17 protein-coding genes, 1 pseudogene, 2 CRISPR repeat arrays and 1 other annotated feature (1 of these 21 running past the window's edge) are annotated in these 23,274 nt (G+C 28.7%); of the genes and pseudogenes, 5 read left to right on the top strand and 13 right to left on the bottom strand.

Going from position 1 to position 23,274, the window contains the following annotated elements:
* Positions 1-15: 15 nt before the first annotated feature.
* Positions 16-702, bottom strand: a complete 687-nt coding sequence (locus BN2409_RS10000) for an MgtC/SapB family protein (protein WP_053956494.1) — start codon at positions 700-702, stop codon at positions 16-18.
* A gap of 84 nt (positions 703-786) precedes the next feature.
* A complete protein-coding gene (locus BN2409_RS09995; RefSeq protein ID WP_330375503.1) occupies positions 787-1,149 on the bottom strand; it encodes a CoA-binding protein in 363 nt (120 codons plus the stop codon).
* Positions 1,150-1,183: 34 nt separating this feature from the next.
* Here BN2409_RS09995 and BN2409_RS09990 point away from each other — a divergent pair.
* Positions 1,184-1,576, top strand: a pseudogene (locus BN2409_RS09990) (transposase); the annotation flags it as partial.
* Positions 1,577-1,744: 168 nt separating this feature from the next.
* Here the strand turns inward: BN2409_RS09990 and BN2409_RS09985 are convergent.
* Together BN2409_RS09985 and BN2409_RS09980 are read right to left on the bottom strand one after the other, a co-directional pair.
* Positions 1,745-2,905, bottom strand: a complete 1,161-nt coding sequence (locus BN2409_RS09985) for a DEAD/DEAH box helicase (RefSeq protein WP_053956492.1) — start codon at positions 2,903-2,905, stop codon at positions 1,745-1,747.
* Positions 2,906-2,926: 21 nt separating this feature from the next.
* Positions 2,927-3,691 carry an exodeoxyribonuclease III gene (locus BN2409_RS09980; RefSeq protein ID WP_053956491.1) on the bottom strand — a complete coding sequence of 255 codons (765 nt, stop codon included), beginning with the start codon at positions 3,689-3,691 and terminating at the stop codon, positions 2,927-2,929.
* A gap of 183 nt (positions 3,692-3,874) precedes the next feature.
* On the opposite strand from BN2409_RS09980, the gene BN2409_RS09975 reads away from it, so the two are divergent.
* From BN2409_RS09975 to BN2409_RS09965, 3 genes are all read left to right on the top strand, one after another.
* Positions 3,875-4,318: a cell wall hydrolase gene (locus BN2409_RS09975; RefSeq protein WP_053956490.1), complete on the top strand. Its 444-nt coding sequence runs from the start codon at positions 3,875-3,877 to the stop codon at positions 4,316-4,318.
* A 40-nt stretch (positions 4,319-4,358) separates the two neighbouring features.
* On the top strand, positions 4,359-4,742 hold the full coding sequence (locus tag BN2409_RS09970; protein ID WP_053956489.1) for a hypothetical protein: 384 nt from the start codon (positions 4,359-4,361) through the stop codon (positions 4,740-4,742).
* A gap of 104 nt (positions 4,743-4,846) precedes the next feature.
* Positions 4,847-5,482 (top strand): DUF4397 domain-containing protein, encoded by a 636-nt coding sequence (locus tag BN2409_RS09965; RefSeq protein ID WP_053956488.1) that lies wholly within the window; start codon positions 4,847-4,849, stop codon positions 5,480-5,482.
* Between the two features lie 39 nt (positions 5,483-5,521).
* Here the strand turns inward: BN2409_RS09965 and BN2409_RS09960 are convergent, their stop codons facing one another.
* Together BN2409_RS09960 and ileS are read right to left on the bottom strand one after the other, a co-directional pair.
* Positions 5,522-7,237 (bottom strand): sensor domain-containing protein, encoded by a 1,716-nt coding sequence (locus tag BN2409_RS09960; RefSeq protein ID WP_053956487.1) that lies wholly within the window; start codon positions 7,235-7,237, stop codon positions 5,522-5,524.
* 110 nt (positions 7,238-7,347) lie between these two features.
* The gene (ileS, locus tag BN2409_RS09955; protein WP_053956486.1) at positions 7,348-10,455 is read right to left on the bottom strand and encodes an isoleucine--tRNA ligase; all 3,108 of its coding nucleotides are present in this window, start codon (positions 10,453-10,455) and stop codon (positions 7,348-7,350) included.
* 54 nt (positions 10,456-10,509) lie between these two features.
* Positions 10,510-10,726, bottom strand: a binding site (T-box leader).
* Between the two features lie 125 nt (positions 10,727-10,851).
* Between ileS and BN2409_RS09950 the strand changes: the two genes are divergently transcribed.
* Positions 10,852-11,241 (top strand): hypothetical protein, encoded by a 390-nt coding sequence (locus tag BN2409_RS09950; protein ID WP_053956485.1) that lies wholly within the window; start codon positions 10,852-10,854, stop codon positions 11,239-11,241.
* A gap of 87 nt (positions 11,242-11,328) precedes the next feature.
* A CRISPR array of direct repeats spans positions 11,329-13,065; the repeat unit is 30 nt; unit sequence GTTTCAATACATCTCATGTTTAGGTTCAAT.
* Positions 13,066-13,371: 306 nt separating this feature from the next.
* On the opposite strand, the gene BN2409_RS09945 is transcribed toward BN2409_RS09950, so the two are convergent.
* From BN2409_RS09945 to BN2409_RS09915, 7 genes are read right to left on the bottom strand one after another with little or no spacing between them, the layout of a single operon-like run.
* Positions 13,372-14,310, bottom strand: coding sequence for a DUF6602 domain-containing protein (locus BN2409_RS09945; RefSeq protein WP_053956484.1), 939 nt, complete (start codon positions 14,308-14,310; stop codon positions 13,372-13,374).
* 36 nt (positions 14,311-14,346) lie between these two features.
* Positions 14,347-16,632 carry a hypothetical protein gene (locus BN2409_RS17240; protein ID WP_053956483.1) on the bottom strand — a complete coding sequence of 762 codons (2,286 nt, stop codon included), beginning with the start codon at positions 16,630-16,632 and terminating at the stop codon, positions 14,347-14,349.
* A gap of 1 nt (position 16,633) precedes the next feature.
* Positions 16,634-17,083, bottom strand: a complete 450-nt coding sequence (locus BN2409_RS09935; RefSeq protein ID WP_053956482.1) for a hypothetical protein — start codon at positions 17,081-17,083, stop codon at positions 16,634-16,636.
* Positions 17,080-18,444 (bottom strand): RAMP superfamily CRISPR-associated protein, encoded by a 1,365-nt coding sequence (locus BN2409_RS09930; RefSeq protein ID WP_053956481.1) that lies wholly within the window; start codon positions 18,442-18,444, stop codon positions 17,080-17,082. The genes BN2409_RS09935 and BN2409_RS09930 overlap by 4 nt, the downstream gene beginning before the upstream one ends.
* Positions 18,445-18,447: 3 nt before the next feature.
* Complete coding sequence (locus tag BN2409_RS09925; protein WP_053956480.1) at positions 18,448-20,259, bottom strand: RAMP superfamily CRISPR-associated protein; 1,812 nt, start codon at positions 20,257-20,259, stop codon at positions 18,448-18,450.
* A gap of 52 nt (positions 20,260-20,311) precedes the next feature.
* Positions 20,312-21,025, bottom strand: a complete 714-nt coding sequence (locus BN2409_RS09920; protein ID WP_053956479.1) for an RAMP superfamily CRISPR-associated protein — start codon at positions 21,023-21,025, stop codon at positions 20,312-20,314.
* Positions 21,022-22,740, bottom strand: a complete 1,719-nt coding sequence (locus BN2409_RS09915) for a hypothetical protein (RefSeq protein WP_053956478.1) — start codon at positions 22,738-22,740, stop codon at positions 21,022-21,024. Before BN2409_RS09915 ends, BN2409_RS09920 begins: the two co-directional genes overlap by 4 nt.
* Positions 22,741-23,107: 367 nt before the next feature.
* Positions 23,108-23,274: direct repeats of the CRISPR family, unit length 30 nt; unit sequence GTTTCAATACATCTCATGTTTAGGTTCAAT (it continues 1,171 nt past the right edge of the window).

Below are 23,274 nucleotides of genomic sequence, written 5' to 3'. Positions count from 1 at the left end.
TCCTTCCTTCTTTCATTATTTTATCATTTCTTCTCTTTCTTCCCATCTTACTTGTTTGATTCCTTCTATTTTTCTAATGCTTTCAAATAATGCATTGGCTTCAAAGTGTGTAGGAATTTTTATGGTCATATCAAGATGAAGATCATAATCCTCATCTTCTGCACACATTTTGATATGCTTAATGGTAGCACAATATTTTCCTACTACTGTCCCTATTTCTCCTACCAGTCCTGGTCTTTCTTTACAGATGATATGAATGGTCTTATATTTTGATTGAAAAAGATTTTTTTCAAACAATCCTAAACTTACTAACGAAAATAATACAATGACAGCAGTAGCTAATCCTCCTATATAATATCCATTTCCTATGGCAAGACCTATACAAGCACATACCCATAGACTTGCTGCTGTAGTAAGTCCATGTACACTATTTCCTTGTCTTAAAATAGTTCCCGCACCTAAAAATCCTATCCCACTTACTACTTGTGCTGCTAATCTTGCTGGCTCTCCTCCAGATCCTCCTACTCCAAATCCATTAAAGCCATACATAGAAACAAGCATCACCAAGGCTGATCCTGTAGTTACTAAAATATGAGTTCTAAATCCTGCTGGTCGATTATTAGATTCTCTTTCTAGTCCAACTAATCCTCCTAATATACTTGCTAATATTAAGCGAAAAATAATTTCTCCATTACTAATCATTTTATTCTCCCCTTTAAAAGCATATCAATTTAAAAACATATACTATATTATGTCTTTTTACAAAAAAAGGAACGTAACGTTCCTTTATATTCCTCTTTTAGATAGCTCTACTAAAACGCAACTTTGTATCACTTTCATATCATGTTCTTTACAAAATAATAATATTTCTTCACTTTCAGCTCCTGGTTGAATAAAAATATGGTCTATTCCTAAATTATGTGCTTTCTTTACTATATCTATTCCTAATTTTGGATTAATACAAAGATCTATTACATCTACTTTTTCTTTTATTTCTTGCAGAGAATGAAATACTTTATGTTCACTTTCTCTTGGATTGACTAATGAAACAATGTATCCTGCATCTATAAGTCTATTTTTTATTTTATAAGCAAACTTTCTTTGATTGAGTACATCTCCTACTACTGCCCAGTTTTTATATTTTAGCATTTCTTGACCTGTCATACTCATNATTTTACCTGAATCCAAATCATTGCTTAGCATTCCAGGCATTGGACCTGTTTATGCTGCTGGCATAATAGCCGAAATTGGTCAAATTCAACGCTTCGAAAATGAATCCAAAATTGCCAAATATGCAGGTCTTTACTGGAAGCGAAAACAATCTGGTAATTTTGAATCTGAAAGAACTACAATGACTAAAACGGGAAATCATTACCTTCGCTATTACTTGATTGAAGCTGCCAATTCACTTATGCGAAATGAACCCGTTTATAGAGAATACTATCTCAAGAAATATCATGAAGTTCCTAAGCATCAACATAAAAGAGCTCTCGTCCTTACTGCAAGAAAATTTGTGCGCATGGTGGATGTGCTGCTACGCAATCACCAACTTTATACACCAGAAAGGAGTGTATAATATCGAATAATATTCGATGCGCAATCCTTTCGTTTTAATCCTAATTTACCTTAGGTTTATTAAGTGCTGACTTTTTTAGAAAATATTATTGTAAGTTTAATCAAAACCTATCTTTTTCTATCTTGACTTATTACCACAAGTCTTTCTTTTTATATGTATACCTCTTTTTTATTTACTATTCTTTCTTTTAATAACATCCTTTATAAAAACTATTTTTCCATTTATTACATCTACATGTTCTACTTTGATATTCAACTTTTTCATCATCTTATACAAAATAAATTTTTCTCGATCTCTAACAATATTGATCACTGTTCCTTCTTGTCCAATTCTTCCTGTACGTCCTGCACGATGAAGATAATCTGTTTCATTAAAAGGAAGATCCATATTAAATACATGACTTACCTTTTGAAAGTCCATCCCCCTTGTAAAAAGATCTGTTGTAACTAATATTTTTATTTTTCCTTTATTAAATTGTGTAAGGGTATTTTGTCTATCTTGATTTTTTGTTCTCGTCTGAATGCCTCCTACTAAAAATCCTAAGCTTTTTAATTCTTTTACAAAACGATCTACATTTTCATTTCGATTAATAAAAACCAAACTCTTTGAAGGCTTGATTGATTTTAAAATTTGTTCTAGGGCATCTGTTTTTTTAGAAGCTTTTGTAACCATATATTGATGATAAATTTTAGATGGAATAGGCTCATCTTTATCTAAATAAGTGACAACAGGGTTTTTCATCCATTTTGTTAATACATCTTTTGCTTCTTTAGAAATAGTTGCAGAAAAACTTAATATCTGCTTGTCCTTTAAAGTATGATTCATAATAAATTGAACTTTATCTAAAAGCCCTGCTTTTAATATTTCATCTACTTCATCTAGTGCAACAATCTTTACTTCATGAAGTTTTATTTTTTTTATACTCATAAGATGAACAAATCTTCCTGGTGTTGCAATAATTATATGAGGCTTATTTTTCATTTGGTCTAGCTGCTTTTCTATCTTCATTCCCTCTACAATAGCTTCTATACGAATAGAAGTTCCCTCTATAATTTTTTGTGCCTCATTTTTAATTTGAATACTTAATTCTTTTGTTGGTGCTAATACTAAAGTTTGTATATCTTTTGAAGAAGTATCTATTTTTTGAATCATAGGTAGAAGATATGCTAATGTCTTTCCTGTACCTGTTTTTGCCTTTCCTATTAAGTCTATTCCTTCTAAAGTATGAGAAAGTGTTGTCTCTTGAATAGGGGTAGGACTTACTATATTATTTTTTTGTAAATTATTAATGATAAAATCTTTTAATGTATAATTTGAAAATGTTTTCATCCATAACGCTCCTTTTTTCATTTATAGATCTAAATCAATTGTTACAGGACAATGGTCTGATCCTTCTACCTCATTTAGAATTTGTGCATCTTTTACTTTATTGATCAAATTATCTGATACAAAATGATAATCGATTCTCCATCCAGCATTATTTTTTCGTGCGTTAAATCTATAACTCCACCAAGAATATTTTATTGTCTCTGGATAAATATATCTAAAAGTATCTATGTATCCATAAGAGATAAATTTATCAATCCATGCTCTTTCAATAGGTAAAAATCCTGATCGATCTTCATTAGCTTTTGGATTTTTTAAATCTATGTCTTTATGTGCTGTATTATAATCTCCACAAATGACTAACTTTTTCCCTTGTTTTTTTAGTTTCTCACAATACTCTAAAATAAAATCATAAAACTCTAATTTGTAAGAAAGTCTTTCATCATCTTTTTGTCCATTTGGAAAATAAATATTAAGAAGTGTAAAACACTCATATTCTAAAATAAGAATTCTTCCTTCTTCATCAAATTTATCAATTCCTATTTTCTCATGTACAAATTTAGGTTTTTCTTTTGTATAAACAGCTACTCCACTATATCCTTTTCTTTTGGCACTATGAAAATATGAATAATATCCTTTAATATGAATAAGTGTGTCCTCTAATTGCTCAACATTTGCTTTCGTTTCTTGTATACATAAAATATCAGGCTCTTCACTTTGCACCCACTCTACAAATCCTTTTTTTTGAACAGCCCTTATTCCATTTACATTCCAAGAATAAATTTTCATTTCTTTCACTCCTAAATCTATTTTTATATACCTCTTTTAAAAATATATGATTTTCTATTCTTTTTCAATGATTTTATATATAATTCAGTAGCAATTTTTTATTTGGTGCATAAATTGATAGTATCATTATGAAATTTTTCATATGCTGAAAGTAAATCTTCATATAAATGAGGTGAACCAAATATGGCTTATTCAGACAGAGAACTTTTAGCTAGAATTATCCGATGTGAAGCTGGCGGAGAAGGGGAAAACGGAATGAAAGCTGTAGCTACAGTAATTATGAACCGTGTACGAGTTCCCTATGGAGAATATCATCGGATAGGTCAAGGAGATATTCGAAAAATTATTACTCAACAAGGACAATTTGACTGCATGCGTTCTGTTTTAGCAGGAAAACCCAATCCCCAAACTATTTGGTCCAATCCACCAGAGCAAATTCATTATGATATAGCCGATTGGGCAATAGCAGGAAATAGATTGTTTACGATAGGATATTCCCTATGGTATTTTAATCCATTTAAGCCTGCTTGTCCAAACATTTTCCCAAGAAATGGAAGCGGAAGCTTTCAAGTTCGAGTTCTACAGCATTGCTTTTATAATCCTACAGAGCTTTATGCACAAACTTAATTTCATATATTAAAATTACTTAATTTAAGGAGGCCATTTTATGTTTAATGATTTTTACTCTAATTATTATCCAATGATGCCACAAATGCCAATGGAACCTAATGTTCCCATACAACCAGATCGACCTATGACTCCCCCTGTTCAACCACCTATAGATATGCCCACTACTCCAGCTCCTCCCGAATTTGTAATAGGACCTAGTACACCTATTCAAGATGATATCAATTATACACAAGGGTACTTAAGAACGCAAATTGGTCAATATGTAAAAGTAGAATTTTTAATTGGAACAAATATGCTAATTGATAGAGAAGGGACTTTAATGGATGTAGGAATTAGCTATATTATTCTTCAAGAACCTGAAACGGATGATCTTGTTTTATGTGATATTTATTCTATTAAATTTGTAAGAATATTCAAATGATCATTGATAGACTACTTAACTTTTCGTAAGTAGTCTCTTCTTTTGTCACACAATTGTTATTTTTTTCATATTTATATGGTAAATACAAAAAGAGGTGATCAATCATGATGTATTATCCTTATATGCCCTACTATCAAATGACTCCTATGCCTAGCTATGTTAGAGTATTTCATGCATCTCCTGATGCTCCTGGTGTAGATGTATATGCTAATGGTGCATTAATTGCAAAAAATCTTAAATATAAAGAATTTACACCATATTTGTCTATCATTCCTGGGAAATATACAATTTTGGTTTTTCCTACTGGCAAAAAAGACACACCTGTAATAAATACCGTTATAGATGTCATGCCGAATCAAAATTATACTATTGCTGCTACTGGAACATTACGAGATCTTCGCCCTCTTGTCATTCCTGACACAGCATCTCCTATGCTTCCTGGGAAAACACAAATTAAATTTGTTCATTTATCTCCTAACGCCCCTAAAGTAGATCTTACTTTAGGAAATGGAACTATTTTATTTAGAAATATAGGATTTAGAGAAATTAGCTCCAATCTTGCTATCAATCCCGGTAATCATACTCTCCAAATTAGATTGGCTGGCACAAATAAAATAGTCCTTACAGCTCCTAATCAAAACCTAAAACCCAATAGATACTATACGGTATATGCTGTAGGTCTTGGTAATAAAAAAGCTCCTCTTCAAATCATCACAGCATTAGATAAAAGTTCTTATTAAAAATAGTAGCATAATGCTACTATTTTTTATGTAAAAAATTTAGTTTTCTCCATTGTTAATTGCCATAGCTACATTAGAATTTTTGTATAGTTCTTCAAAAGATTCTGCTGATATAGGAGGGCTATAAAAATATCCTTGTATTTGCTCACATTCATATTCTATTAAAAGATCTAGTTCCTCTTGTGTTTCTACTCCTTCTGCAATACAAGATAACCCAAGGCTTTTAGCAATTTTTATAATAGCTAAAACAACCGCTTTATTTCTTTCATCACTCCATATGTTTCTAATAAAAGATTGATCTATTTTCATCTTATCTATAGGAAATTTAGTAAAATACGACAATGAAGAATATCCGGTTCCAAAATCATCAATGGCAACCTTTATATTCATTTTTTTCATCTCTTTTAAAAGGTCTATTGTAAATTCTGGATCAATCATAGCACCACTTTCAGTAATTTCTACTTCTAAATTCTCTGCCTTCATGCCTGTGTTTTCTAATATCTTTTTTATTTTCTCTATAATATTTTTTTGTTGAAATTGTAAAGGCGACAAATTTACTGATATTTGTACTCCTTCGATCCCCTTTTCTTCCCAAATTGTACCTTGTCTACAAGCTTCATAAATAACCCATTCTCCTAATGGAACAATAAAACCTGTTTCTTCTGCTAGTGGAATAAATTCTCCCGGGCCAATCATTCCTCTTTTGGGATGATTCCACCGAATCAAAGCTTCTACTCCTATGATTGCTCCTGTAATAGCTTCTACTTGTGGTTGATAATAAAGAACAAATTCTTTTTGTTCTAATGCTTTATACATATCATTTTCTATAGTTAACTTTTCTAATGCTTTTTGATTCATCTTTGCTGTATATAGTTGATATCCATTTTTTCCTTTTGCTTTTGCTCTATACATGGCTGTCTCTGCATTTTTTATTAAATGATCTGCATTTTCTCCATCTGATGGATAAATACTAATCCCCATACTAGCTGTAATATAATTTGTATATCCATTTAATAAAAAAGGAGTATGAAAGATGTCTAAAACTTTTTGTGCCTTTTTAATGATATGATTAGCACTTTCTTCCTCTTCCAGTATGATGATAAATTCATCTCCACCTAATCTTCCTACTGTATCCTCTTCATCCATACATTCTTTTAATCGTTTTCCTATTTTTTGAATTAATACATCTCCTACATGATGTCCTAATGTTTCATTAATTCTCTTAAACCGATCCACATCTAAAAAAAAGACAGCTAATATTTTTTTATTCTTACAAGCATGAGTCAAAGCACGATCTATTCGATCTTTTAAGAGATACCGATTTGGAAGGCCTGTCAGTGCATCATAATTTGCTTGATACTTAATATATTCTTCTTTGAGCATGGATTCTGTCAAATCATGAAATACTGAAATGTAATGAGTAATTTTTCCCCTATCATTTAAAACCGATGCTATGGTTAGCCACTCTAGGTAAGTTTCCCCATCTTTTCTTCTATTCCAAATTTGATTTTGCCAAAAACCTTTTTGACTAATACTTCTCCACATATTTTTATAAAATAATGAATCATGTCTTTTAGATTTTAATATTCGTGGGTTTTTTCCCAACACTTCTTCCTTTTCATATCCTGTAATAATTGTAAATGCAGGATTTACCCACTCTATATCCCCTTTAACGTTTGTAATAACAATACCTTCCTTTGTATTCTCTAATATTTTTTCAGCAATTTTTATTTTTTTTTCATCAATTCCACACATAATATCCCCCAACATCGCTTCTTTGTTTCCAAATATTTTACCATAATGAAAATTATTCTACAATGCAATTCCTCAAACTTTAAAAAAAATCAGCACTAAGGCTGATTTTTTTATAGTCTTTCTAATTTCATTCCGGTATCATGACCATTTAAATTTTGTTTTTCAAAAGTATCATCTGAGGCTTTTTCAATTTTTTCTGCTAATGTCTCACTCATAATGTAATCTTTATGAATTTCTATAGCATTAGTAATTTCATCATCTCCATCAAAGAAGATATGAATTTTGTCCATCATTTCATAGCCATTATTTTTTCTCATTTGTTGTACCTTTGAAATAAATTCTCTTGCATATCCCTCATCTATTAATTCCTTTGTAAGAGTTGTATCTAAAATGACAAATAAATTATTCATCATTTCAACAGTAAAACCTGTCTTTGCAGCTATAGTAATTAAAACATGATCCTTTGTAATTTCTAATGTTTCTCCATCTACTAAAGCCTCTATGCTTTCTCCATTTTCAAGCTTTGGTACCACAACGGAAGCATCCATTTGACCTAATGCTTTTCCTAAAAGCTTTATTTTTGCTCCAAATATTGGTCCTGCTACTTTGAAGTTTGGTTTTAAACTATAGTTCATATATTGATTTAATTCTTTTTCAAATACTACATCTTTTACATTTAGTTCTTCCTGCATTAAAGGCACCAAATCACTAATTAATTCTTCATATTCACCATCAATCATAATCTTTTGTATTGGTTGACGTACTTTTATTTTTTCTTTTTCTCTTGCTGCACGTCCTAATCCTACTAAGTCTCTTACTAAATCCATTCTTTGTTCTACTTTTTCATTGATTAATTCTTCACTTACCTCAGGATAATATGCAAGATGTACAGAAACTTCTCCTGTTAAATTTTTATAAATCTCTTCAGATAGAAATGGTGCAAACGGTGCAACCAGTTTGGAAATTCCTACTAAAATTTCATAAGTTGTATTGTATACTGCTTTTTTATCTTCTGAAAGTTCAGTATCCCAAAAACGTCTACGAGAACGTCTAATATACCAATTAGATAGATCTTCACTTACAAAATCTTGAATTTTTCTTACTGTTTTTGTTAAATCAAATTGAGCAAGTTCAGCTTTCACACCTTTGATTAGGTTGTTATATTTAGATAAAATCCATTGATCTAATTCTGGGCGATTTTCATAAGGTACAAAGAATTCCTTTGGATTGATTTCATCTGTATTAGCATATAATGTAAAGAAATTATATACATTTTTGATTGTTCCAAAGAATTTACTTTGTACTTCTTTTAGTCCATCTTCATCAAATCTTGTTGGTGTCCAAGCAGGAGATACATAAAGTAGGTACCATCTTAATACGTCTGCTCCATACTGATCAAACAACTTAAATGGATCTACCGTATTTCCTTTGGATTTTGACATTTTTCTTCCTTCTTTATCAAGGATTAAATTATTTACCAATACATTTTTGTATGGAGATTTTCCTTTTACAAAGGTAGAAATAGCAAGTAGTGAATAAAACCATCCACGCGTTTGATCAATTCCTTCACAAATAAAGTCTGCTGGGAATAATTCTTCATCAAAATTTTCTTTGTTTTCAAATGGATAATGTTGTTGTGCATAAGGCATAGCACCACTGTCAAACCAACAGTCAATTACTTCTGTTACTCTAGTCATACCGCCTCCACACTTTTCACATTTTAAGTGAACGTCATCTACATATGGTCTATGTAGTTCTATAGACTCATCAATATTTTCTATTGCTTTTTCTACAAGTTCTTTTCTTGATCCAACAGATGTAGTATGTCCGCATTCACATCTCCAAATATTAAGAGGCGTTCCCCAATATCTATTTCTAGATAATGCCCAATCATTTAAGTTGTCTAACCAATTTCCAAATCTCTTTTCTCCTACATAATCTGGATACCAATTGACAGAATTATTATTTTCAATTAATTGATCTTTTAGTCTTGTCATCTCTATATACCAGCTTGGTTTTGCATAATATAAAAGAGGTGTAGAACATCTCCAACAATGAGGATAATTATGGGCTACTTTTTCTTTTTTGAATAATTTACCTTCTGCGTGAAGCCATTTGATAATATCTACATCTACCTCAGGATCCATTACAAACTTTCCTTCCCAAGGAGTAGTTGTATATTTACCACTTTCATCAACTGGCTGAATCACTGGAAGATTATATTTTCTCCCTACTTGATAGTCATCTTCACCAAAAGCTGGTGCAATATGAACAATACCTGTTCCATCATCTGTAGTAACATAATCTGCTACAGTCACAAAGAATGCTTTTTTATCTGGTTCTACAAAAGGCATTAATTGTTCATACTCCATATATTCTAAATCTTTTCCTTTTAGTTTTTCAAGTACTTCATAATCTTCTCCCAATACTTTATTTGCAAGCTGACTAACTACATAATAAATATTTCCTTGTGCTTTTACTTTTAAATAAGTCTCTCCTGGATGAACAGCTAATGCAACATTTGAAGATAATGTCCATGGAGTAGTTGTCCATACCAAGAAATATTCATCAACATCTTTTCTTTTGAATGCCACAATAACAGTATTAGATTTTATTTCCTTATATCCTTGTGCTACTTCATGAGAAGCAAGTCCTGTTCCACATCTTGGACAATATGGTAATATCTTGTGTCCCTCATAGATATAATCTTCTTTAAAAAACTTATTTAAGATCCACCATACAGATTCAATATAATTGTTATCAAGAGTAATATATGGATTGTCTAAATCAATCATATAACCCATTCTTCTTGTCATTTCTCTCCATTGTCTTTCATAAGAAAATACAGATTCTCTACATTTTTCATTAAATTTATCCATTCCATAATTTTCAATTTCTTGCTTATTAGATAAATTTAATTGTTTTTCTACTTCAATTTCTACAGGAAGTCCATGAGTATCCCATCCTGCTTTTCTTTTTACTTGATGGCCTGTCATTGTTTTATATCTACATACAGAATCCTTTAAAGTTCTTGCAATAACATGGTGAATACCAGGTCTTCCATTTGCTGTAGGAGGTCCTTCATAAAATATAAAAGGCTTACCTTCTTTTCTTGTCTCTACACATTTATGAAGAATATCTTGTTTATCCCAATCATTAGAAATATTATTTTGAACATCTGCAATGGATAAATCGGACAAAGCTTTAAATTTTTCCACGTATAGTCACCCTCTCGTTTATTTTTTTGTATGCAAAAAGTCCCTAAGCATATGCTTAGGGACGAATCATCCGCGGTACCACCCTAGTTATAAGACAAAAAATCTTATCACTTGATGCACGATAACGCATGCCTGCGAAAAATCTTACTCCTATTTTCAGATTTTTAACTCCGAGATGATTTTCATAAAAAATACCATAATAATCTCTCACCAAATGATTAATTCTCTGTAAATGGATCTTTTTTATTACTCTTCTCTTCAATGTTTTTATATTCTTCTATTTTTACATTCTATTTTAACTATAATACGACAAGGTTGTCAAGGTCATATTTTTTCTTTGTTGGAACTTTTTTTAAAATTTGGACATAGTATGTATTGCAAGGAGGTGATGTTTCAATGAGAAGAATTTATAATAACAATATTCCTAAAATGATGAATCAATTCGTTTTAACAGATGAGCAAATGAAAGAATTTAATGAATTAATGGATCAATACGGTAATCTTCCAGATAGAGCTCTCTTTAGAGAAATAGATAAAGCAAAAAATCAAGTATCTGATGAGCTATTAAATCAACATGTGAAAAATTTAGAACTTGCAGAAAAAATGCAAGGATTTGTAGGAGAAGAACACATAGGAAGAATTGAAACTGTAAAAAGAATCTTAACTTCTCCAAAACCTCCTCAAATGAAAAAAGAAGTAACCGGACAATACTTTTATGGAGGCACAAGCCTTCTTTTATGGTTTTTAACTTTAGTTGCAATTTGGCGTAGACCTTACTTTTACTAAATTTTAAAAATATTTTAAGCCCCCACTCCTCATTATAATAGATAAAAATATAAAGACCCTAAAATAGGGTCTTTATGTTTTGCCGTCATTTTTATACATCTCATGTTTAGGTTAAATAGATCTTACATTAGATGCCTATGGATCAAAATCATCGTTTCAATACATCTCATGTTTAGGTTCAATTAATATGTCGAATTTGAAAACTATATAAAAATATGTTTCAATACATCTCATGTTTAGGTTAAATTAAATACGAAGATATATATATAAATAGATTTAATAGGTTTCAATACATCTCATGTTTAGGTTAAATGAAAGATTGCTGAAGTTATCTATAGAAGATTACATCCGTTTCAATACATCTCATGTTTAGGTTAAATAATAGCTGCTTCAAGATCAACTGTTAATTCTAATGGTTTCAATACATCTCATGTTTAGGTTAAATAAGATTAGATGAGGTTTTAGGGTTAAACTATTCTTTGTTTCAATACATCTCATGTTTAGGTTCAATAGGGCTTGTATATGAGAAGGCGAATATAGCTTTATCGTTTCAATACATCTCATGTTTAGGTTCAATTATACCAATAGGGCATGAATCTCACGAAAGAATGTTGTTTCAATACATCTCATGTTTAGGTTCAATTGATGCAGGAGGTACATCAACTGTATTTGGCCGATGTTTCAATACATCTCATGTTTAGGTTCAATGGTTTCCAACTACTGTAGATGTCATAATACTTTCACTGTTTCAATACATCTCATGTTTAGGTTCAATTTTCTTTTGTGATATATCTCCGAAAAATGGTACTGCGTTTCAATACATCTCATGTTTAGGTTCAATCCTCCTTGGCCTGATGCTATAATCCATGCCAACCCCGTTTCAATACATCTCATGTTTAGGTTCAATCTCAACACACTTTCAACATTTTCAATTCCTAAACATGTTTCAATACATCTCATGTTTAGGTTCAATTTATTTTTAATTTTATAAAAAGTGTATCGTGAAAGTTTCAATACATCTCATGTTTAGGTTCAATTGCACGTTATGTAGGGTTAGTCAATAAGGCTAAAATGTTTCAATACATCTCATGTTTAGGTTCAATTGGATTGAAAGAAGAATTTTTCAATACTGTTGAGACGTTTCAATACATCTCATGTTTAGGTTCAATTATAAAGCAGATATTATAGAAGAACTAGAAAGAATGTTTCAATACATCTCATGTTTAGGTTCAATTAATAATTGAACTAGAACTGTAACTGATCCTGCAAAGTTTCAATACATCTCATGTTTAGGTTCAATTACAGGCTTAAATGATTCTAAGCCTTATGCTGCAAAGTTTCAATACATCTCATGTTTAGGTTCAATTGGACTTAATGTTGCCTAAGTTTTTAAGAGATGTTTGTTTCAATACATCTCATGTTTAGGTTCAATAACAATGTCAACACTTTTGCATAAAACCTAGTAGTTTCAATACATCTCATGTTTAGGTTCAATTTATTAATGATTCAATTAGTATATGGACTAATGATGGGTTTCAATACATCTCATGTTTAGGTTCAATACTAACCATTGTCCATCCAATTCTATTAAACTCTGTTTCAATACATCTCATGTTTAGGTTCAATAACTACAGTTTCGCCATTTGCAAATTTTATAAACGAGTTTCAATACATCTCATGTTTAGGTTCAATAGTATGACATAATATGTATTATGTAATGAAATTATAGTTTCAATACATCTCATGTTTAGGTTCAATTGCTATGGGTACTATGAACGCATTTAAAATGCAAGCGTTTCAATACATCTCATGTTTAGGTTCAATACTAGTAAAATAGCTATTCTCAAATATTAGTGTACACTATAAATAGCTATTTTTCAACACTTTATAAAAAATTTACCATCTAATTTTACTATATAATTTTCATCTTTAAAAATCTATGCAATCTATTGCAAATACTCATATTTATATCAAAATAACACATAATTGCCTGGTAAAATGTATACTTCAAAAAAATTTATTTTAACAAGTCCTTTAGTTTCTACCTATACAAAATAGCAAGATGTACAAATGTGTACATCTTGCTATTTTGATTTTCATTATACATTCAATATATCTATCACTTTAATTCTATTTAAAAAAATTTGCATATGCAAAATGTGGAAACAACATAGGATTATTAATCAGCATAAGCAATTGATTCAGTTGAAAATTCAAAGATAATAATGGATTGTTTTCAATGTTAAGAGATTCTAAAGTATTTTTTAATATTACTTCATTTTTTTCATCTTTATAATCAACTTCAATATAATTATTATATCTTTCTTCGTTTAGTTTTTCATATTCATCCTTAGTTGCCTTATCTAATACCAATCCTTCATCTTCATCACTAGAAGTATTATTATTCAATCTTGCTCCCCACCAACCTAAACTTTTATCTTTATTAGGAATATCAACCTTTAAACTAATATTATCACTTTCTTCTCTTTCATAAATCAAAATATCAAAATATTCATTTATATTTTCAATCGTTTTATCTTCAGCATTTTTACGAATACTAGCTAATATTTTAATTGGACTAGTTCTTTGTTGAGATCCATTTGTTAATCCAATTATATATCCATTCACCATTCTTGATATACCTATTGGCATAGCCTCCAATTCATCAATAGACTTACTCCAATTTTTCAATCCCTCTGGTGTCCAACTAGTGCTTTTACACTCTATGACTATTGAAACTGCTTCAATAGGAATAAATTTCAAGCTACCATAGTTAAATAAATAAGGTGTGTACTGATTGTCAAATACTACTATATCTACTTCATTAGAAATATTTCCTTCAGAATCAATAATCATAACCCCTGTTTCTAATGTGAATTTTTGTGGAATTATTTTTCTAAAAAACCCTATCCAATATTCTTCTCTACAGTGTCCTGTTATTCCTGGATGTTTTGAAGCCATTTCTAGCTCTCCACAAATAACTCTTTCCATATTTTTATAATTATCCTTAATCTTAGCTTTCACTATTTCTTTTAGCTTTTCTTTTTCATCTTTCGCAGTTTCACTCATCAATATTTTATCCCCTTATTTTTTAGAATTTGATTTTTATTTTCTTCCATATTTCTTCATTAGTCTTTCTAGATTTAACTTTTCTTCACATTTTTTAGATTTTTTAATTTCAATTTTCCATTTTTTATCATACCCTACAGATTTACCCCTCTGTTTTTGTAAGTTATCCCAATTAATTTCAGGTTCTTCCTTTATTTCTTTACTACGAACATAAGCTTCTAACACTTTATCTTCAACGATACTTTTTTCATAATATAGATCTATACATTCTTGAATATTTTCTTTTGTATATTCTTTTTTTCCTAACCAAAACTCTATATTTGAAGGTTTTACATTGGAATCTAAATCGTAATCTATTATTACTTTTTCTATATTTACTTTTACCCGTCCATAACCATAAGGCTTTGCTCCACCAATACTATCAAATAATTGTTCACAATCTTTTAATCCTACTTTATCTTTAATAAGATTGGCATCCAAACTACTTAACAATAGACCTAATTCAACTTTACTGATATTTTTAAAATAAATACTTCCAGTTATTTTTTTTATATTGTCTTTCTTCATAATCAATTTATCACATTGATAACTCTCTTTATTATTATCTTGTTTTGGTTTTATAGGTTCATCTAGAAGTTTGTAGTATTTATAACCATTTAATTTAACATCTTCATCTTCATATGTAACTATTTTATATTTTTTCTTTTGCTCAATATACATTGCACAAGCAGTAGGAGACGGTGTCATTAAAATAAAATTTTTTATTAGTTCTGGATCACTTTTGGCTTCAATATCCATATGTGAAAATCTTAATCTTGATTTATAATTAGACATAGATTTGACTTTTTCATCATCTAACTCATATTTAAAATCATTATTTACATATCCAAATAATGCTCTAGCATAATCAATATACTCATCTTTTTTATTTTCTGCATTTTTTATTAAATTTTCTATTTGATTATTATAACTCACTCTCATATGAGGAGTTCTTCCTATATCTGTTACTTTATTTTCTCCATCCGTTCTATAAAAAACAATAATACCTTCTTTATATTCTTTTTGTAATTTTCTATAATTTTCTTCATCAAATATATCATAAAATGCTTTGAGTTTCTTTTGATATTTTGAAGATACTCTGAAATTTTTCATGATTCCTTTATAACCTACTATAATAGATTCGTCTATTTTCAAAAAACTCTTAGTTTCTCCATTTCCCATAAATTCAAAAGAATGATCTACCTCTCCAATAATATAATGTGATCTTTTCGAACTGGCATTTGTTGAATTATATAGATAACCTTTTAAAAATCCATTTTTTTCATTAGACCCTATTTCAGTTTTTATTGCCTTTAATCCATTATTTTCATTTAATTGATAAAATATATTTTTTTGATATGGATGAAATTCACAATTCATTTTCATTTCTGCATATCTTAAATATAAGGTAGCTTTTAGAGCCATTCTCTTCTCATACAGCCTAAAAAATTCTTGGAGATCTAATTTTTGAGTAGGTATTTCTTTTAATTTTCTACTTAATTCTTTTTTTATATTATTTGCTTCTTGCTCTATGTCCAATACTTTTTTATCTTTCTTGAATTTTTCCATAAAATCAAAATCTTTTTTAAAAATCCCATCCATTCCTTTTACTATTTCTTCAAATCTTTCTTTATCTTTATTACTTTTATTACCTTTTTTAAACTCTTTTTTTATTGTAATAATTTTTTCTGTATATTTATTTATTTTTTCTCTTAATTTTTTAAACTCTTTTTTACTATCATTATCCCATAAAAAAATTGGTTTAAACTTTTGTTGTGATATGTATCCTATAATTTCATCTTCTTTAATTGTTTTAAACCATCTATCTCCAATTTTAGTTGCAGGCTGAATATAATAATCTCCATTAATTTTTTTCAAAAACCCTGTATGAATAATTTTTTCAATATTTCCTTCTTTATTCACCTTATTTGTATATTGTGAATCAAAGATATTTCTATATGTCATATTTCGTCTTTCAATCATACAAGGATAACCCATGCTTAATACTTCCAAATTGCTCCTTACTTTTCCCTTCATTGAACTTCCACTAACTTGATAATGCTTACACCTTTCATCTTTATAATCCATTGCTTTTCTAAACTCCAATGAAATATCTGTTTGTGGATCTAGACTATAATCAATTCTCCCACTTAGACCTACTATTTGATTATGTTTTGGTAATGTATTTTCTTCATAAACATAATGCCAATTTTGTTTTTCAGGGAATGGAATAAAATCATACGGCAATGATACTTCTTTCAATTCTTTGTTTTTTTCTGCCATTTTATTTTAATCCTCCCTTGACATTTTCATCATATATCAAATCTAGTAAAACTGTTTTATCTACATATGGCAAATGTGAGTCTTGATCTAATTTAATATACTCTCTTATGCTCAACATATTGTATTGTTTCTCTCTTTGAAATTGTTTTTCTAGTATATAATTTCTGTCAATTATTTTTACTACTTTATTTCTAGTATCTTGTTCTTGGAGAATTTTTTCATGCTCTAATACTTTATAAGGTTTTAGTCCTCCATTTATCCTTCTATAAAAAACCTCTTTTTTTTCATTAAATATATGTAGTTCCAGTAACCATTCTTCTTTAAGTTGGTTTCTTATTTCTTCCCCTTCTGATACATTTTTATCAATCTTGCCTACAATTACTTGATCTAATCTATGGGCTATGAAATTAAATGTTTCCATGTTGTGATCATTTTTTATTCTTGTAATCATTTTTTACACCACCTAACAAATTTTTCAAAGTAATCTTCTAAGTCCTTTTTTATATCTAAATCTTCATGATCTCCCATAGATACTTTTATTTCATTCGCAGTAAATGTTCCTAAGCCAATAGAAGTTCTTCCTCCTAATGGAACCTCCCCTTTCTTGATTCGATCCAGCGTATAAAAAACAGGAAATATATAATTTGTATAATCAACAATTTCTTCTTCTCCCAAATCATTTTTAACCACATATTCTTTTTGCATAGATATTTGTATTTTGGCTATCCCTCTATTTTCTCTTTGTTTTAACAAAGCTTGATTAAATGTTCCCCCTGTGAATCTATCAATCTTTACATAACTAGGATCTTCTTCAATTTTTGAAAACTCTTTATCAATATGTAATACTTGTGATATGTTTTTATTATCTTGATCAGATATACTTACATCTGTACAACAAATTTTTCCCAAAAAATTGTTCCCACCAAATATTTGTTCTATTTTGTTTTGAATGTAAGCTTTATTCATTGATTCTCTAATCGTTCTAATCATTTTTTCTACTTCACTTCTTAATATCCCTTTTATACTTGATGCCGGTATAGAGTTGTTTTTTATTCCTGTTACTCCATTATCTAGTTTATAGTTTTGATACACACCATAATCAAATTTTCCATTCATTTCAAATGTGATTTTATTAAATTTATCTTTTACTATGTATGTATCTATTTTTTTATCTTCATCCAATGTTTCTACTTTGATATATTCACTTTTAATGGTTTTGTTAGCAATATAATCTTCAATAGCTTCTATAGTAGATAAATCACATGTTTTCTTTTCTAAACATTCTAATTTCATACGTCCAAAGTCATTATTTTTATGTCCTCCTAGACGAATATTTTTATTTTCAAATCCGTGTGCAATAGTATATATAATTTTGTTGAAAATTTTTTCATCCTCAATATCAGTTATATACTTTTCTATATTAAACTTCACTTTTGTTCCTAAGGGTAAATACTCCAGACTATATTTATTATTTTTTTCAGCCGAACCATATTCACTAGAAATTTTAGTTCCTTCCTTAACTTCATATTTATATTCGATTAATATTTTAGCATCACTAATATAAACACTACTTTTTATGAATTCTCTTTTTTCTTTCTCTTCTGATTCTCCACCCATAAACTCATGTATCGTTTTAATTTCTGCAGTTGTTTTTTCTAAAAAGCTTCTGATTATACCTCCAATAGTTGTTCCCAATATTATAGGTTCATTTTTTGCATTTTTAACTATCCCCTTTTGATCTTGACCATCACCAATTCGGAGGGCTGTTTCACTAATAAGATGAAAAGTATATGTCACTATTTTATTATTCACTTTTTATTCCCTCCCATCATTTAATCTATTGGTCATATAAAAATATTCATATAATAATTCATTTAAAAATAAACTTTTTGCTAATCGATTGTTTTCTAGGTATTTAAAATAGAAATGTATTCCTTTAATACTGTTTAACTGATTTTCTATGTATTGATCAATTTCTATGTATTCACCCACTTTTTCCTCTTCAGATTCAACAGTAATTTCTTTTTGAATATACTCTAAGCACTTTTTGAAATTTTTTTCTTTAAAACTAAATATTTCATTATTATCAATATAACTTCTAATATCTATATATTTTTTTGTTTCTTCAGTACTTTCTATTTTAAAATTTTCTTTTATCAACTTATCTTTTGTTTCATTGAAAATTCCCATAATCTTATCTTCTGTTTCCTTTAGAATTTCCATCATCTTTCTTCTTCTACTTTGAGTTAATTTACTTTTATCTTCTATAAACAATTTCTTGTTTTGGTTATCTTTTTCAGTTGAAGATTCTTTGTTATCAATACTATACTTAATTATGCCTTGAAGCCACTTTTTTCTATTATCACCTAAGCCATCCAATATAATTTTAATAGAGGGATACTCTTCTATTATCTTTCTAGCCTCTGATAAATCAATCTGCTTCGTTTTTTTTGAAATTGAGTTTAATATTTCCATTTCATTAAATACAAATTCATTAGGATATTTCAGATTTACAGCCAACCATCCATATCCTTCTTGAGTTTTATCTCCATGTAATATACTTTCAAATTGAATAATTTTATTTTTAAATTTTTCTTTTTCCTCAGCGTCAATATTATATACCCATACAGAACCCGCCCTAATAGTTGCTTCCTTTGGATTTCTAGCTCTCCATTTAGAATTGTAACCTTCTGTTTGTCCTATATCTAAATACACCTCTTCAAGTTTTGCATTTGAAAAATATCTTTCTATCTCTTCTTTGGGAATTTCTGATATTGGTTGTCCATATTCATCCCTAAAAAGACAATCTGACAAAGCTAAAACAACTAACCGAGAATCATCAAGTTCTCTTTGATTATTTTTAAAAATAAATTGTGAAGGGCTTGTAGCATCTATCTTTTGTATTTTAAACTTACAATGCCCATACCCTGTTGTTTTAGCTCCTCCCAAATAAATATTTTCACTGTATCCAAAGCAAGCTTCTATTTTTTGATCTAAACACGAACTATTTTCTTCAATTTTTATAAAACCTCTAAACATTTGTCCTTTGTCAATAGATTCATACCGAAACAAGTTATCTTTTTCTTCTGTATTATTGTTTCTGTTTTTTCTTGTATCATGGTGTAATTTATAAGTTTTCTTTATATTGATTCCTTTTAGTGACTCTCCTATCATTACAAAATTATAACTTATATTATTTTTAGCAGGTTGTTTTGTTGTGCTATGTTCTTTCTCATATTCCAAACTATCATTTTTCGATTCGATAAGATTATCAATTTGACAACTAATCTTATTTTCTATATCTTTAAATTTCTTATATTGCTCAAATTTATTTTTTTGACTTCTCCATATATGTTTATCTACTCTTAAATTTTTTGGAGTAGGAACATATATTTGCTGTTCCTTATCTATTGGATACAAATTATAAAACTTAATTTTAGTTAAGATCTCTATTTGTTCAATTTCTGTCAAATTAGGATACTTATTAAAAATTCTACTCACAATTGCTCCTCGTAATGTAGATCCTGGTATATGCTCAAGTGTAGCCTCTGTTTGATTTGCTTTACTTCCTGATGCCCCTATTTTTAGTGGCTCTAGATTTTCAACATCTATAATATAAAAAGCCATATTAAAATTTCCCTCCTACTATTTCACCAGATGCTCAATTGAAGGTAATCACCTAATTTTCTAAAACTGCTTCTATTTCACCTCTTCCTCTATGTGTATTCGCCCCTATTCTATGAAATGTTTTTACAATTTTTTCAAGTACTTCCCAACATTCTTCATTGCTAGGCTCTACTTTCTTCAAATCATTTTTTACATCTGACTTATTCTCTAGTAAATTCAATTCAGAATAAAATACTAATCCTTCTTTTACGGTATGATATGTCACTAATCCTCCTTGTTCTGCAACTCCATCTTTCAATCTTATACTAGTTCTTATTTGTGTTTGAGCTTGTATCAAATCATTTTGTGTCAATCTATAGTAACTGCTTTGTTTATCTTCTTTAAATAAATTTATAAAATACTCTCTAACGGGCTTTTCCAACTCCAAATTGCTAATCTTCAAAGAACCTTCTACATATTTGTAAAGTTTACTTTCTTCTTCTAAATTTCTATATTTCAATTCAGCTTCTGTAATTCCAAATAATTTCACTATACATTTAAACCAATGTTTGGATTTTTCAATTCTCTTATCTTTTTTTTCAGCATATTTATACAATTCATACAACCAAAAAGCATGATCTTTTAATTGTCCTTTTAGTGTTTTGCTATGAAAATAAACAAATCCAAATTCATCAGTAAGTGCTTTCATATGAACCATATTACTTTCAGCTTCTCCACTATTAAATATCGCTTCAGATTTTAAAATAATCTTTAGTTTCTTATTCATTCTGCCCCTCCCATTTTTACAGGTTCCATAAAATCTAAAACATCTATTATATCATTCAATATATAAATACTCTCATTTTTTTCCTCATCTTCTTGACATGGTTTATTAAATATACAATATCTTTTTTCAACAGATGAATTTTCTTGATTCAATTCTTGATTTATCATTGTTTCTAAGTTGTTTATACCTGTTGTTTTTTGCATATCAAAAACTAATTCATATTGTTTCTCTCCAGAATACATGGCATTTTTTATCTTTTGTAACTCTGATGAACTTATTTCTCCTTTTTTCTTCATTCCTTGAATTTTTTCTACAATATTTTTAAATCCTTCATATAAAAATGTCCCTTCTTGATAAAACTTATTTCCTTTATATCTTGGTGTAGTTATCCAAAGTGGTTTAATATGATACGTTTTAATTTTTGATCCTTCTGATATATATTCAAGGTAATCAATTTCTTCTTTATCAGAGCCTTTCACTATTTCCCAATCAATCATAGATACATTAGCTACTTTAGGACTATCTCTCTTATTGTCTTGATCGGTTTCTATTGTCTTTATTTTATGCATACTTGTTTTTCCAAAACTTTGTCTTGATTCTGCTATTTTTATACTTTCGAAAAATGGATATCCTGGTTTTACTATACAAACACCTGCAGCTGCCGTTAAATTTTTTATATTTTTATTTTCCATCAATTTTTTTAATATACTTTTTTTATCCAATTTAGATGTATCTGATAGAATATGTAATTGATTAATCATTTCTGCTGCTAATTCAATTGCTATAGTTCCTTGTGTGATTAAACAAATATCATCTCCTGCTAACACAATTGGAGTTATCATAATCCCATTTCTTTTTTTAGCAACAGTCAATAGTGCATTTTTTACAGATTCATAATAAACCTTACTTATTTCTTTACTCATTTGTTTTAAATAATAATAATATGACTTTTCTTTATCCATCGTTTTTATTGCATTTACTAATTCTCCCATTTTGTTGCCATCAATAGCTATTACTCCCATATGATTTTTAACTATACTATCATCTTTTAATGCTTTATTAATTTTTTTATAACTTTCAAGCTCATATGTAAATTCTATATTTTTTTCATTTAAATCCTTTTTAAGTTTTGATTGCAAAAAATTTTTAGCTTCTTTAAAACATTTTTTCTCACTTAAATTTTGTTTTGGATAACCTAATTCATCTATTTGCTCAACACCGTAAGTCAACCTTTTTATTTGTCCCCTTCTAGCATCTTTAAGCTTATCTGCTCTTTTATGTAATTCTTTATGAATTTTTTCTTCATCCATATCAAATTCACTACCCTCTACATAGCTTATATAAAGTTCTAATTGTGGAAATTTTTCATAAATCTTTAAAGAATAATTTTCAATAAATTGTATAGCAGTTTTTTTGTCTTCAAATTTGATAATACTATTTCCCCCACCGGAATACATCGTCTCTATTATTTTTCCTTCTTCTTTTAATTTATCTAGTTCATATTTCAAAAATATCATTTCTTTTTTTAATTTTTTATATAAAATCTTCATATCATTTGTCATATTCTCTTCGTTTAAATCTTCCTCTAGGGTTTCTGTTATAGCTTTTATAATTACCGAATTATAAACATTATCTTTTAACCTGTTATTTTTATATATAAATGATTGTTTTTTAGATACATCTATAAAGATATATGTTGAATGATCCTTACTCATTTGCAATCCACTTCCTTTTATTTATTACAATTTTTGTTTATACTGGATAAATTTATTATAGTATACTTTGTTATCAAATTAAAACTTAATTTTACATTTTTCTTCATATTAAGTAAAATTTATATTTTAACAAACAAAAAAATCACATTCATATCATTTACTATAAGTTAATATTTTTTCAATACAAAATATACTTAAATTAAATGATTGTCTGTGATTAACAAATATTTCAATATATTTTATTGAAACATTTATCTTGATTTAAGAATCAAGCAAAATCAGTGTATTTATCCCTTTAATTCTTTTGTTTCTGCCTCTCATGCTTAGACTAATTTGATAGCTCTGTAGATAAGGTTGCTAAAGTTCTGTTTGAATACATCTCATGTTCAGGTTCAATGATGGCTTATGATACAGTTCGATATGAAAATGACTTGTTTCAATACATCTCATGTTTAGGTTCAATGAATAAGGTAGAGGAAAAAGCAGTAGAAGAATGGAGTTTCAATACATCTCATGTTTAGGTTCAATTCTCTA

Source organism: Inediibacterium massiliense, assembly GCF_001282725.1.
Classification (GTDB): domain Bacteria; phylum Bacillota; class Clostridia; order Peptostreptococcales; family Thermotaleaceae; genus Anaerophilus; species Anaerophilus massiliensis.
This window is presented reverse-complemented; position numbering and strand designations above follow the sequence as displayed.